This window comes from [Anoxybacillus] calidus (genome assembly GCF_013760845.1).
Taxonomy (GTDB): Bacteria; Bacillota; Bacilli; order Bacillales; family Anoxybacillaceae; genus Paranoxybacillus; species Paranoxybacillus calidus.
This window is the reverse complement of the sequence record NZ_JACDUU010000014.1, coordinates 14,268-27,748: the sequence shown is the minus strand read 5'-3', so window position 1 is coordinate 27,748 and position 13,481 is coordinate 14,268. Positions and strand designations below refer to the sequence as shown.

Below are 13,481 nucleotides of genomic sequence, written 5' to 3'. Positions count from 1 at the left end.
CATTTTACAACTAATAAAGTGAAAAAGGCGGGATGGATTATGAATATTTTACTCGTTTCTACATTTGAAGGTGGTTTTCAGCCTAATACCATTGCCACTGCAGCAACTCCGTTAATAAAAGATGGCTTTCATGTATCTGTCTTGGATACCTACGTTGAAGGGGTACAAGAGAATCGTTTCTCTTCAGCTGATTTAGTAGCCATCTCTATTCCCCTGTTCGATGCTGTTCACGCTGGTATTGAAGTGGCAAAAATGGCTAGAACTATTAATCCGAATGCTCATATTACTTTTTTTGGTCAGCACGCGACGATTCATGCGAACCGTTTAGCCGGAAAATACAGTGATTCCTGTGTATGTGGTGAATGGGAAAAGCCGTTAGTATATTTAGCTCGGCATCTTTCTGGCGATACTCAGAGTGAAATACCAGGAGTGTTGTTTGCAGAACAGGCAAAAAAAGGAGTTTATGTTCATCCTTTTATGTCACGGGATCATTTAGATGTTCCAAGTCGACACCTTCTTCCGCCTTTGTACAAGTATCCTCAAAGGCAAATAGATAAGCTTCTTGGTTCACCTCAAATCGTTGGTTCTACAGAGATAGCTCGAGGATGCCATCATAAGTGCTTATATTGTTCTGTATATGCAGCCTATGATGGAAAAGTGATATTGATTCCAGAAGAAATAGTATTAGAAGATGTCCGGCAGCTCGTAGAAGGAGGAATGACCCATCTCACATTTATTGATGCGGATTTCTTTAATGCTAAATACCATGGTATTAAAATCCTGAGAAAATTACACGCTGAATTTCCACATTTAACATATGATTTTACTACTCGGGTTGACCACATTTTAGAAAACAAAGAGACTCTTCGTGAGATGAAAGAATTAGGTGTTAAATTCATTACATCTGCTCTTGAATTTCCTTCAGACGAAGTGCTTGATGCTGTTGCAAAGGAAACCACGGTTTCAGATATCGAGGATGCTATTGCCTATTTAAGAGAAATTGGAATCAAGTTAAATCCGACATTCATTATGTTTAATCCTTGGACGAAATTAGAAGATCTTTCTACTTTCCGTGCTTTTGTAGCTGAAAATCAACTTGAGGATATTATTGATCCCATTCAATATGAAACCAGACTTTACTTATATAAGGGTTCACCATTGTTATCTCGTCCATCAATTCAAGCACTTGAATTAACAGAATATGAATTTCATTATGAGTGGAAACATCCTGATCCTCAAATAGATGAATTATATTATAAAATCCTATCCCCTCCAGAAGAAGGGATTTTTAAACGTTGTTGTTTGAAATGCTAATTCTCAGATTGGGGTGATATTAGTGTTAGCATTAAATAATAAATTGCAAAAAGAATTTGATACCTTTTTTACCGAAGCTTTAGAAGGTGGAGTTTTATCTGAGCGAGACCGTATTCTCGTTATACTTGCAACGGCTCTGGCTATGGAAGATGCTAATACCTTAAAAAATGCCGTTCTTACTGCGAAACAATTAGGTCTTACAAACGAAGAAATAGGTCATATAAGCGCTATCACTGTTGCTATGAGAGGACAAAAAATCAACGGATTAGCTTCGTTCAATGTATCTACATCAACAAACAAATCCTCTAAATGTTGTGAATAGGTGGGATAAGATTGTCTCAAAGTAAATCAGCAATCATACTCGTTGCTCCACGTGATAATGAAATAGACCTAGTTAAAGCCAAAGGATTTAAAACCATTCTTTTTAGAAAGTCCATTAATTTGGAAGAAGCTTTCTCCGTTGATGTTCCTATTGAAGTGGATCTTAACAATGAGTTGTTAGTAGTTGAAAAATCAATAGAATTAGCCGAGCAATATGATATTCAAGCGGTTTTTACCATGAATGAGTATAGGATTCCTTTATGTGCTCGAATATCTGAAGCCATCGGATTGAAAAAAGGCTTAAGTTTGCAGGCTGCTTTAAATTGTCGAAACAAAAAGCTTACAAGGAAAATTTTATATGATTCCAAAGTAGACCAAGTTCAATTTGTTTTAGTTAAGTCTCCTGATGAATCTCTAGAAGCTTTGAAACAATTTTCTTTTCCTGTTATCGTAAAACCTTCTAACGACTCTGGTAGCCAACTTGTCAGGAGATGTCAGTCTCAGGACGAAGTAGTTCAAGCAATCCAGGAAATTAAAAATAAAAATACAAATTTTATTGGACAACCTATTGATCCTGAAATCCTTATTGAAGAATACTTGGAAGGCCCAGAATTTAGTGTGGAATCAGTAACTATAAACGGGGAAACCACAATCATTGCGATTACTGAAAAGAAAATCACTTCTCCTCCCTATTCAATTGAGATTGGTCATACAGTTCCATATACACTAAGTTCTGAAGATTATCAATCTGTTCACCAACTTATCTCAAAAGCTCTTCTTGTACTAGGGATTCAAAATGCTGTTACTCATGTTGAAATAAAGAAAACTTCATCAGGTTGGCACATTATTGAAGTAAATGCTAGACCGGGAGGAGACCAGATACCAAAGCTAGTTCGAATTGTTACAGGGTATGATTTGGCCGAGTTAGCGTTACATATCGCCTTAGGCGGAACTCTTAGGGATGCACCTAAACATCCTGTTCAGGCTCCTTCTGCCGCAATCCGTTTTTTAATCGCTGATCAACCAGGAACTGTATTGATTAATGACACAATTTTTACAGAAGGACATTGCAATCTAGTTGATGGCAAACTAAACGTACATCCAGGCGAAATCGTTCCTCAGACTACAAGTAATTATAATCGGTTAGGTTATATTATAGCCCAAGGTTCATCGGATACCCACGCTTCAGAAATATCTGAGGAAATATTAAAATCCTTAGAACTACGAATTATCTAATATCATTTCAATAATAAGTGGTGGTGATAATATGGCAGCTAAATTAGTTCTTTTAGGTGGTTTTCTGGGAGCTGGTAAAACTACAACGTTAATTCAAACAGCAAAAAAGTTACAGAAACGTGGAAAAAGAGTAGCAATTGTAACAAATGATCAAGGAAAGGAACTAATTGATACTGAACTAGTACGAAATAATGGTTTAGATGCAGAAGAAGTTACTGGCGGGTGCTTCTGTTGTCAGTTTGAAGATTTATACAAAAATCTCACTCTATTATTAAAGGAAAAACAACCAGATGTTATTTTAGCGGAAGCAGTAGGTAGTTGTACAGATTTAGCAGCTACTGTCATTCAACCGATGAAAAAGTATTACGCAGATGAATTTAAAACAGCCCCCTTAACGATTGTTGTGGACCCTTCCCGATTGATGGACAACCTTGATTATAAAATGGATGGCAAAAATAAAATATTTTCCCCTTCTGTTAGTTATATTTTCGAAAAACAACTTGCAGAAGCTGATATTATCGCATTAAACAAATTGGATAGGTTCCAGCATGAAGAAATTGATGGAGTAATCAAGTTTTTAAAACAACGTTATCCCCAAGCTGAAATTAGAACAATTTCGGCAGAGCGAGGAGACTTTCTCGAAGAATTAATAGATCTTTGGCTTTCCGATACTGTAGGTGGGGACAAGGTACTGGATATTGATTACGATTTGTACGCAGAAGGCGAAGCACAATTAGCTTGGATGAACATATTGGGAGATTTAACTCATTTGGAAAATAGCACATTTGATCCAAAGGAATGGGTAGATTCTTTTCTTGAAACGCTGAATGGACATTTCCTTCGAGAAAAAATGGCGATTGCTCATCTTAAAATCCAATTGGGGCAAAGTAATGGCTATGTAAAAGCAAGTATGATCAAAACGGGTGAAGCTCCGATTTTTACCATTACTGATGGTAGCCCAAATAAACAATTTCGTGTTCTTCTCAACATTCGTATAGAAGCTAACCCATCCATGTTGGATTTAATTGTAGCCGATGCCATTGAAGCAACTAACCAACAATACGGAACTCATTGGAAAGCGAGCTACCATGAGTGCTTTAGTCCAAAACCTCCTGTCCCAACTCATAGATTAATACTTCAGTCTTAATAATATTTTGGAAAGGAGATTTTCATGAAAAAAAAACTATTGGTTGAGCTATTTCCAAAATACCTTGTTCAATCCGAAAGCACTGAATGCTCACCACAAAGTGGATGTTGTGATACAGTCTCTAACGAATCAGATGCTGAAATGCAGGAACTAAAGCAACGTTTATTAGAAAAGTTTAAGGATCAAGTAATTGTTCAAATATATAATTACCAAATTCATCTAGATTTGGTTTTGACTCAAAAAAAATTGACTTCCATATTAGAAGAAAGAGGACTTAGAGCAATAGCATCTAATGCCGAAAAAACTATACAGTATGCTACACCGGCTGTAATTGTAAACGGTAAATTATTGTCCTTGGCTACATTTCCTCGATTAGAAGAAATTTATCAATCTATTAACGATGAGATTATGATTAGTACTTAAAAGACCGGTAATCTCCGGTCTTTTTAAATACAAAGACTACTATATTAGAAAGGGGATATTATGAAACAACATTCAACCACCTCGATAAACAGTCCAAATAGTAAAATATTTAAGAAGAATGCTTCTCTATATAAGATGACTCCTCTTACAAAAAACCCGTTAACTGGTCTTTTAATAGCTGTAGTAACAACACTCATTTTCATCAGGACGGGTCTTGTTCCTAATTATTCGTTAGGATCTATTATTGGTATTACAATTGTAGCTTGGTTGGCTGCTGAAAATGGCGGTAATGATGTATCAAAAGGAGTAGCACCTCTTGTAGCTTCAGGAGCAGCCAAGGAGTGGACAGCTTTAATTTACGGAGCAATTGTCACTGCTTTTGGCGGAACATTATCTATTTACTTTGCAATAAAGTTGTTAAAACTGTTTACTGGCGGTTTGATTAACTCTAATTATGAAGTTAATACCATAATGGCTTTATCCATGGCAATCGGAGCAACGTTATGGGTTGCATTGGCTACCCGCTTTTCTCTTCCGGTTTCAACAACACATTCTATAGTCGGTTCTGTTATTATGGTTGGCTGCGTAGCTCTTGGGGTTTCAAGCGTTGTGTGGTCTAGCCTTGTAAGTAAGGTAGTAATGCCTCTTCTTCTTAGTCCGCTGCTTGGTTTAAGCATTGCTTGGGCATTGACTTTTCTCATTCAGTTTATCAAACTACCTTCAAGTGCAGGTAAAGGTATTACCTGGGTTTCAAGCGGTGCGATTTGCTTTGTTCGTGCAGTGAATGATACTCCTAAAATTGTCGCAATTACAGCGCTAGTTGCTATAACGTCAATTAACATTAAAAATATCGACGCTTTGTTTCCATTATTTTTGCTGGTAACAGTATCTATGAGTATAGGCAGCCTTGTTAAGGGGGTATCAGTTACTCAACTCTTGGCAAGAAAAGTTGCGCAACTCGATAACCAGAGTAGTGTTTCTTCCGTATTAACTACAACAGTACTTGTTATGGCTTCCAGCCAACTAGGGCTACCAGTCTCTACTACTCATGTTTCGACAACAGCTATTATTGGTGCAGGACTAAGGAAAAATAAAAATGCTGTTAATTGGTCTGTAGTTCGTGACATGGTATTGTCTTGGATTGTAACCTTACCAGGAGCTGGTATATTAGGTATTTTAGCGTATTATATTTTAACTTTTGTCAAATAAAGAGAAAATGGTGATGCCTAAGTGTGGATCGTCCGTCAAGCAAGGGAAGATGACCTTTTAGAGATCCTTGATATTTATAATCAAGGAATTGAGGATAGAATAGCCACTTTAGAACAAGATTTAAAGTCGATTGATTACATAAAAAATTGGTATCGACATCGTCCTGATCGCTATACTGTTCTTGTAATCGGTGATGAAAAAATACGTGGATGGGCTTCATTAAATCCCTATTCACATCGTTGTGCCTATGATGGTGTTGCTGATATATCCATTTATATTGAACGGTCATGGAGAGGTAAAGGACTTGGTTCAGTACTCCTTTCAGCTTTAGAAGAAAAGGCGAAGGAGAATGGGTTTTATAAGCTGGTCTTGTTTACATTCCCATTTAATCAAATAGGACAAAACTTGTATCGAAAAATGGGATTTCGAGAAGTAGGTATATTTAAAAATCAAGGAATACTAGATGGGAAATTTGTAGACGTCATGGCAATGGAAAAACTATTATTTTAAGGGAAGCCATTCATTGGCTTCTTTTTTTTGTGTCTCTAATTTATTCCACATAATGTCTATTATGTTGCATTCAACAACACCCGATAAAACACGAAAAACCCCTTGATTTTCAAGGGGTTTTTAATTTTTCTCGACTTCGGAAGGAATTTGAATGCAACATATAGAATATATTTGTTGTATTGAATCTAACGTTTTGGAGGGAATTTCATGAAAACAACGCACGTGAGTTATTGCCAAGTATGTCACCAAGACTTTCGTCCGAATGAAATCGTGTATTATGTCGTGATTGACAACAATATCGTTTGTGGGGACTGTGCGGAAGCTGCCCAAACGAAAAATATCGAACCTCGGATTTATGAAGTACGAAAGGATGAGATCCGTGATTAAGATACAAGGGCAAAATAGCGTTGAGCCCATTCGTGATCCAGAGAAAATTCGCGCCATGAAGGAGTATTTGTTGCATCAATCGTATCGCGACTATTTCTTATTTACATTCGGGATTAACTCCGGCCTCCGGATTAGCGACATCTTGCCGTTACGCGTCATGGATGTGAAATATACGGAGCATTTGCGTGTCAAAGAAAAAAAGACCGGTAATGTTCGCAAAATTAAAATGACCGCAGCGTTAAAGCAGGAAATCGAGAAATATACACGAGGAATGGCCGATTCTGATTATTTATTCCAATCACGAAAAGGGGACCGTCCGATTGGCCGCGAAACGGCTTGGCGGATCATTAATGAGGCAGCCAAAGCATGTGGTGTAGAAGGACCGATTGGCACCCATACGATGCGAAAAACGTTTGGATATCACTTTTACCAACAGACAAAGGATGTCGCGATGTTGCAGCAGATTTTTGGACATTCCGCACCGTCGATTACCTTACGGTACATCGGTATTAATGATGATATGATGGACAAAGTGTTAGAAGACTTTCGATTATGAATCCAAATGAGGTTACTTTTTTAAATTCATTTTTGCTTGTATATTCAAGAACCAAAAAAGCCATACTACATATAGTGTTATCAATTGATAACATTTTTATTGACCACTCCTTTGATATGGTATAAAATCAAAATACCAAATAAAGCAATTATTTTCGAGGATGTGGTTATATTTGTCGTTGCAAATCCAATTAATTAATCGCGTTCTAGTTCAAATTAAACGAATTATCAGTGAATCTCCTGATAATTTTAGGTTGCTCACAACCAGGGAAAAAAATGAACGAACTTTATTGAAGTTGGGATTTACTCCTAACAATGCAAGAGATGAAATACTGAGGCTGAGTTATAAGGATTACATTGCTGGGCCTGAAGACAATAAAAGCGAGTTTGGCTCTAAAGAGGGTAATATTTGGGAATTTGGTAAAAAAATTAATGGTCTTGATATTTACATCAAGATTCACTTAGTACCAACGAAGTACGGGACTCAGTGTGTATGTATTTCATTTCATGAAGCAGAATTCCCTTTAAGCTATCCTTATAAATAAAGGATAGCTTAAAGGAAAGGGGTTAGGATACGAAATAGGAGGTTAAAGATGAATAATAATAAAGGGGCTTTAGAAAAGTTTTGTCCAGACTGCTTAGATTATACTTCAATGAAGCCTATAAAATTGAAGAAGATTTTTCAGGTTAAAGATGAAAATATAGAAATTGAAGCAGATTATTTGGAATGTCAAGAATGTAAAAATGTTGTTCCTGATCCCCAATTAGAAGAAAAAAATTACCAGAGAGTTTACACAGAGTACAGAAATCGTAAAGGTTTATTACAACCATCGGAAATAATTGCTTTAAGAAATAAGTACGGTATTAGTCAAAGACAGCTCGCTAAAATTTTAGGTTGGAGTCATGTTACTCTGTCACGTTATGAGAGTGGTGCTATACAGAGTTCCAGTCATAATAACGAATTAGTTTTAATCCTCGAAAATCCCAAAAATTTGTTGCGACTTTTGGAATTAAATGCATCTAATTTAAGTGCAAAGGAGGTAGAAAAACTTAGATCCAAAATTAGTATGCATATTTATGAAAAAGATACATTAAGCGAAGTATTTGAAAATTGTTTAAAAAAGGAAAAAAACATATATACAGGGTTTAAAGAATTTGATCTAAATAAATTTATTCATGTAGTTAAGTTTTTTGCTATAAGAGATCCTGAGTTATATAAAGTTAAATTAATGAAATACTTATGGTATTCCGATTTTCTAAACTTCAAAAGAAATACCCTTTCTATAACTGGATTAAGATATGTACGTTTACCTATGGGACCTGTTCCTGATGAACACGATTTACTTATAGCGATGGTTTTAAAAACAGGAGAGATTTCACGAGAATACATTGATTTTGGTTATCCTAATTTAGCTGAGTTATTTAAATCTAAAGATAGTCATTTAGATGAATCAGTATTCGAAACAGAAGAACTAGAAGTATTACATGATGTTTATGAGGCTTTAAAGCATCACTCATCTAAAAGTATCTCTAATTATTCTCATCATGAATCTGGTTGGCTAAATACTGAAGAAAATAATCCAATTTCATACGAATATGCTTTTGAATTATCATTATCATAATAATTTATTAAAGGGGAGGGGAGATAAAATGGGGAAACATTTATATAGCACCATGTTATCAGGGGAAATTTGTTCTTCAGAAGGAGCTTTAATAAGGGATTTAAAGTATTTAATAAAAGAGGAAAGAGAACTGGATGACCAGGTTCGCGAATTTTTTCCATTAGAAGCTTATGGGGAGTTAGATGAAGAACTAAAAATTAGGGGATCTAGAGAATTATTAGCAGCTTTTGATCAAATAGATGCAGAAAAGCAAGATTTCATAGAAACTTTAGAGAACATAGAGCTTATAGGTTTTTCAGACAAAAATCAGATTATATTGAGATTTAAAAAAGATGACTTAAATGCTACAGGTATTTATAACTTTACTTATGAGTTTCTTAATGATCTTTTTGATATGGGGATGTTCTCTAAATTCTGTTTAGAGAGAGGTTATACTGATTTATTAAGGGAAAATATTGAAGAATTATTTGAAAAATTAAAAACGGAGAAAAGACAGTATAGATTAATTAAACATCAGGATGACTGGTTTTTAAGAGGTATTACATCCACTCGATATAATAATTATGATAATCACTTAGCAATTTATTTAATTTTATTAGCACTTCATTCTTATGCCAAGAAAAATAAAACATTCTTTATTATTGAAAAGGCTTATATGAGCGACTCTGAAATTAAAGTCTTTTTTCAGCTTGAAAATCCGATTGTGGTACCTGGTGTTGGTGAGGTGTACTTCGGTGCTTTGCTTTCTAACAATGAAATAAGAGATAAAACGTTTTCTTTAGAGTTAAGGTACAAAATTGTAGATAAAACGAATAATTTTTCTTTTGGCGCGGTAAGTAAATTAGAGGATGCTGTTTTCAATATCAATCACTCTACCAGTGTAAATAATGTAAGGGAAAAAATTCAAAATGTATTTAATTTAGAAGAGTATAAGAATTTAATGCTTGGATATATAAACGAATTAAAACATGTGTCCACTTTATCAGCAGATGTTATATATTTATTATTTAAAAAAATTACGAACTCTAAACAAAAACTCTCTACACAAACTAAAAAGAAAGCCAAAGATCTGTACGATAAGAACTTAATAAATAATACGATGAATCTAATCGAGTTGTTTAACAGGGTAAGTGAAATAACTTCAGACGTAGAGGAAAGTATCTACCTAGAAAGAATCTATCATGAGGTAATTTTAGAGTTAAGTAGTAAGAATTAGACTTAACTTTTTAGAGTGATAAAAGAGGCGATCTTATTCGCCTCTTTTATTTATTCCTATAATCTTGATTATGTAACAAAAAGGAGCGATTGAAGGGCAATACAAAGTGAATGGGTTGCGTTCACTTGCTCGATTAATTCATGATAATGCGCCATTTAGTTGATTCAGAGCGTAAAGTATTTGTTCCATTTGAACTCAACGCTAGAACCATACAATAATTGAATATAATTACCGCTGAATTAGAGACGCTTTGAGCGTCTTTTTCTTTGCTTTTGAGCGAACTTCGATTATAAAACGTAATATAGATTTTGTTTGCTTTGAGTGTAACTACAAGCGTCTTACAGACACGAATATGAGGTCATTTTTTATTGTATATAATGATTTTCTCAATCTTCCTTACATCATTTTTTCAGCTTGAAAACAAAATTCAGGATAAAATCTTTATCATGGGAGGATATGCAGATTAAGACGATTGTTCTGACGATGGATGATTTAAAATAAATGATTATTGCAAGTGAAATAGGTAAACGTAAAACGTCTAACGTTAACTGTTAGACGTTTTTTATTAATTATTCACGAAACAGAGTCATATATAGGCGTAATGCGCATACATATTTAACGTAAACACGTAACGGCCATAGAAACTGTACGTTGACTATAGATGTATGCAATTCCTTATATTATGCAGCCAAGAATAAATATTTGGAGGTTGATTGTTTATGCAAACTATTAGTGCAAAAATGCCAAGTATAGGAACACCTACAGGTTCTTTAATGCTTCCTGCATTAAAATACGTTAGCGGTAAAAGGGAATGGTATGCAGTCACAATCCCTTATAAAACGCTAGGTAAATTTGTCCAAACATCATCGGTGAAAAAGAAAAATCAAGAAATCATTAAATCTGAAATAAAAAACCGTTTCCTAGACAAAAAGCACAAGGACGATATTAAACAATATATCAAAGAAGAAGAAGAATATACTATTCCTCCAATTACCCTTGTTTCTTATGAAAAGCTTCCATTTAGACCATTTGTATTTGAGGAAAATGAATCGGATATATTGCCTTCAGATTCGCTTGCAGGGATTATCTTTTTGCCGATTGATTACGAATTTGAGTGTTTAGATGGGAATCATCGCTCAGTTGCAATTAGGGAGTTAGCTTCTGAAGCTCCTGAATATATTGCCGATAGCCATATGTTGTTAAATATAGTTGTTGAAAATAGGCCTCGGAAAATTCGTCAGGATTTCGTTGATGTAAACAAAAATGCTAAACAAACAACTAGCTCTATTAATACTTTATTTAACACACGGGATCCTTTAGCTGGAATAGTGGCTGATTTATTAGAAGAAATTGACTATTTACAGGAAACAACTGAATTGTTGGCTACGAGTGTGTCAAAAAATAGCAAAGACATTTACACTATTAATAACCTAAAAAATGCAGTAATCGAGTTGGCGGGATACAATTCCCAATCTACAGGAGAAGAAAAATTAGTAAAAGAGTTGAAGGATAACACCAGCGAACGTGAGAAGGTAAAAGAAAGAGCCCTTATCTTCTTTACGAAACTAAAATCCAATCGTTTTATCAATCAATGTTTGAAAAACAGAGATAAAACACCAGAGTTAAGAAATGAATCATTACTAACTAGTGGTACAGGAATTGTTATTGCTTCAAGAATTTCAGGTATCTTTTTTAAAGAATTTGATGAATCTAGGGCTATTTTAGAAATTGAAAAGTTAATGGCGTATGATTGGTCAAGAAACAATTATATATTCAAAGGAAATGTCATAACACCTAGCCAAAAAATCTCAAATTCACGTGAATCAATCAGTAATACAGTGGAAGCAATTTTAAAAGATTTGGGATTTAATTTTAAATAAGTAAAAACACCACTCATTGAAGTGGTGTTTTTTTACAAAACATTTATTAAGTCACTTGCAAACAGTAAATTACCCGTTTATAATACGAACATAAGTTCGTTTTATGGGTGGAGGGGATTGTTGTGAAAACAGATTTATGTGATTACTGTTGCGAACGATTTGAGAGATCGGAGCTTATTGATATCTGTATCGATGGACGGAATTTTAATACATATTGCCACGATTGTTGGGATTCACGTATTCGCAACGTGGTTATGAAATTGATGAAACAATATGAAGAAGCTAGTAAGAAATATGCTAATCACCTCCAAGGGAAATGATTGCTTTTGTCGTAATTAATCGGCAAAAGGGGAGGGATTTATATGGCGGGATACAAAGTTGATGAACTTTACCGCGAAGTCGGAAAATATAAAGCGCGAATCGACGTGTATATAACCGCTCGAGGTTACGAAGCAGCTGCGGTATTCCTTGATAATCCCAATGCTAAACCGATGGTCAAGTTTGTTGATCGCAACAAAGACAGAGCGATTGTGTTGGCACTAGAACAATTGGCACGGATATCTATCTGAATGTAATCTCCTCTGTATTGAAAAAAGAGAATAACATTCAACATTGATAAAAAGGAAGTAATTTACTTGCGTTGAAAGGTTTTAATAAGGGAGGGATTAACATATGGGAGAAATTAGGGAAGGACTTTACGATACGTTCTACTATGACTCTCTAGAAGGAACCGTTGAATTTAAAATATTTCTAACCGACAAGTACGAATACAAAATCCAACTTACGTTTCCAAACAATAAAACAGCAATTGTCATTCATCCCGAACTTGAATTTGCATTATCCGAAGCGTTCGGAAAAATAGCTGGATATGTAGGAGAGAAGTATTTTTCACGTTTACATTGATTGTTATTGAATGCGCTCCAATAATGGGGGGGACGATTGGTTACTTTTTTTTCAGATTTTGGTGAGACCATAATCATTCTTAAATATCCTCAGCAAAAAAGGCTTCTCAAATTGGCTTATAACGCGTTTTAATTGATAGGGGAATGGTTTTATATTCTGTAAGATTAAAAATGCTCTCCAGACTTAATAGACACCTTAAACATTTTTGTTATGTTCTATAGAAATAAAAAGAGGAATAATGTACAATAAATTTGCCACCATATATTTGGTGAGCGGGTAAATTACTAAACATCCTGAATGGATGAATGGAGTTTGTTAAAAAACACCGTTATCGGTGGATGGTGCACGAAGGAAGCATTCTTGATCATTCCAGAAATCTTACCTTTGTGGAAGAGTACAAAAAATGTCCCGCTACTCGTATGTCCTTTTTTACGCTATTGGTGGGTGAATGGAGATAAATGAATAAAACTAAATTACGGGATAGGAAGAAACGAGCTTACATTACGTAAGGTCGTTTTTTTGTGTTTCCAGAAATCTATGGAGTCATGAGGTTTTCAATCAGAAGATTCATCAGCCCAGTAACCGCGTTGGAAATAAGTTTTCTTAATTGATTACTATTGATTACTCAGTAACTGCAATTTCTTAGACAGTTACAAACAGCTCAGGACTTGAGCCGCTTGACGTTTACTCATTTTCATATGTTCGCAGCAAAAGCACGACAATATTTGCACCCATTTCGATTATTTTTTGAGGGGGAT

At 34.9% G+C, this 13,481-nt stretch carries 15 protein-coding genes; all 15 read left to right on the top strand.

Going from position 1 to position 13,481, the window contains the following annotated elements; all coding sequences use genetic code 11:
• Nucleotides 1-39 precede the first annotated feature (39 nt).
• Nucleotides 40-1,314, top strand: a complete 1,275-nt coding sequence (arsL, locus tag HNQ85_RS17035; protein ID WP_181538902.1) for an arsinothricin biosynthesis radical SAM protein ArsL — start codon at nucleotides 40-42, stop codon at nucleotides 1,312-1,314.
• A 22-nt stretch (nucleotides 1,315-1,336) separates the two neighbouring features.
• Nucleotides 1,337-1,636, top strand: a complete 300-nt coding sequence (locus HNQ85_RS17030; protein ID WP_181538901.1) for a carboxymuconolactone decarboxylase family protein — start codon at nucleotides 1,337-1,339, stop codon at nucleotides 1,634-1,636.
• Between the two features lie 11 nt (nucleotides 1,637-1,647).
• Nucleotides 1,648-2,871 carry an ATP-grasp domain-containing protein gene (locus HNQ85_RS17025; protein ID WP_181538900.1) on the top strand — a complete coding sequence of 408 codons (1,224 nt, stop codon included), beginning with the start codon at nucleotides 1,648-1,650 and terminating at the stop codon, nucleotides 2,869-2,871.
• A 31-nt stretch (nucleotides 2,872-2,902) separates the two neighbouring features.
• Nucleotides 2,903-4,018, top strand: coding sequence for a GTP-binding protein (locus HNQ85_RS17020; RefSeq protein ID WP_181538899.1), 1,116 nt, complete (start codon nucleotides 2,903-2,905; stop codon nucleotides 4,016-4,018).
• Between the two features lie 24 nt (nucleotides 4,019-4,042).
• Nucleotides 4,043-4,441 (top strand): ArsD-related vicinal cysteine protein VcpD, encoded by a 399-nt coding sequence (vcpD, locus tag HNQ85_RS17015; RefSeq protein WP_181538898.1) that lies wholly within the window; start codon nucleotides 4,043-4,045, stop codon nucleotides 4,439-4,441.
• Between the two features lie 60 nt (nucleotides 4,442-4,501).
• Nucleotides 4,502-5,650 carry an inorganic phosphate transporter gene (locus HNQ85_RS17010; RefSeq protein ID WP_181538897.1) on the top strand — a complete coding sequence of 383 codons (1,149 nt, stop codon included), beginning with the start codon at nucleotides 4,502-4,504 and terminating at the stop codon, nucleotides 5,648-5,650.
• 21 nt (nucleotides 5,651-5,671) lie between these two features.
• A complete protein-coding gene (locus HNQ85_RS17005) occupies nucleotides 5,672-6,160 on the top strand; it encodes an arsinothricin resistance N-acetyltransferase ArsN1 family A (RefSeq protein ID WP_181538896.1) in 489 nt (162 codons plus the stop codon).
• A gap of 207 nt (nucleotides 6,161-6,367) precedes the next feature.
• Entirely contained in the window at nucleotides 6,368-6,547 is a 180-nt protein-coding gene (locus HNQ85_RS17000) for a hypothetical protein (RefSeq protein ID WP_181538895.1), read from the top strand.
• 55 nt (nucleotides 6,548-6,602) lie between these two features.
• Nucleotides 6,603-7,103: a site-specific integrase gene (locus HNQ85_RS16995; RefSeq protein ID WP_246326905.1), complete on the top strand. Its 501-nt coding sequence runs from the start codon at nucleotides 6,603-6,605 to the stop codon at nucleotides 7,101-7,103.
• Between the two features lie 172 nt (nucleotides 7,104-7,275).
• Complete coding sequence (locus HNQ85_RS16990) at nucleotides 7,276-7,647, top strand: type II toxin-antitoxin system MqsR family toxin (protein ID WP_181538893.1); 372 nt, start codon at nucleotides 7,276-7,278, stop codon at nucleotides 7,645-7,647.
• Nucleotides 7,648-7,695: 48 nt separating this feature from the next.
• Complete coding sequence (locus HNQ85_RS16985) at nucleotides 7,696-8,724, top strand: type II TA system antitoxin MqsA family protein (RefSeq protein WP_181538892.1); 1,029 nt, start codon at nucleotides 7,696-7,698, stop codon at nucleotides 8,722-8,724.
• A 28-nt stretch (nucleotides 8,725-8,752) separates the two neighbouring features.
• Nucleotides 8,753-9,940, top strand: a complete 1,188-nt coding sequence (locus HNQ85_RS16980) for a hypothetical protein (protein WP_181538891.1) — start codon at nucleotides 8,753-8,755, stop codon at nucleotides 9,938-9,940.
• Nucleotides 9,941-10,659: 719 nt separating this feature from the next.
• Nucleotides 10,660-11,820, top strand: a complete 1,161-nt coding sequence (locus tag HNQ85_RS16975) for a DNA sulfur modification protein DndB (RefSeq protein ID WP_181538890.1) — start codon at nucleotides 10,660-10,662, stop codon at nucleotides 11,818-11,820.
• A 362-nt stretch (nucleotides 11,821-12,182) separates the two neighbouring features.
• A complete protein-coding gene (locus HNQ85_RS16970) occupies nucleotides 12,183-12,389 on the top strand; it encodes a hypothetical protein (RefSeq protein WP_181538889.1) in 207 nt (68 codons plus the stop codon).
• 103 nt (nucleotides 12,390-12,492) lie between these two features.
• Complete coding sequence (locus HNQ85_RS16965; protein WP_181538888.1) at nucleotides 12,493-12,723, top strand: hypothetical protein; 231 nt, start codon at nucleotides 12,493-12,495, stop codon at nucleotides 12,721-12,723.
• The last annotated feature ends 758 nt before the right edge of the window (nucleotides 12,724-13,481 follow it).

Coding starts and splice junctions, on each gene's coding strand:
- HNQ85_RS17000 (WP_181538895.1), top strand. CDS start 6,368: ATGAAAACAACGCACGTGAGTTATTGCCAAGTATGTCACCAAGACTTT.
- HNQ85_RS16980 (WP_181538891.1), top strand. CDS start 8,753: ATGGGGAAACATTTATATAGCACCATGTTATCAGGGGAAATTTGTTCT.
- HNQ85_RS16995 (WP_246326905.1), top strand. CDS start 6,603: ATGAAGGAGTATTTGTTGCATCAATCGTATCGCGACTATTTCTTATTT.
- HNQ85_RS16975 (WP_181538890.1), top strand. CDS start 10,660: ATGCAAACTATTAGTGCAAAAATGCCAAGTATAGGAACACCTACAGGT.
- HNQ85_RS16985 (WP_181538892.1), top strand. CDS start 7,696: ATGAATAATAATAAAGGGGCTTTAGAAAAGTTTTGTCCAGACTGCTTA.
- vcpD (WP_181538898.1), top strand. CDS start 4,043: ATGAAAAAAAAACTATTGGTTGAGCTATTTCCAAAATACCTTGTTCAA.
- arsL (WP_181538902.1), top strand. CDS start 40: ATGAATATTTTACTCGTTTCTACATTTGAAGGTGGTTTTCAGCCTAAT.
- HNQ85_RS17010 (WP_181538897.1), top strand. CDS start 4,502: ATGAAACAACATTCAACCACCTCGATAAACAGTCCAAATAGTAAAATA.
- HNQ85_RS16965 (WP_181538888.1), top strand. CDS start 12,493: ATGGGAGAAATTAGGGAAGGACTTTACGATACGTTCTACTATGACTCT.
- HNQ85_RS17020 (WP_181538899.1), top strand. CDS start 2,903: ATGGCAGCTAAATTAGTTCTTTTAGGTGGTTTTCTGGGAGCTGGTAAA.
- HNQ85_RS16970 (WP_181538889.1), top strand. CDS start 12,183: ATGGCGGGATACAAAGTTGATGAACTTTACCGCGAAGTCGGAAAATAT.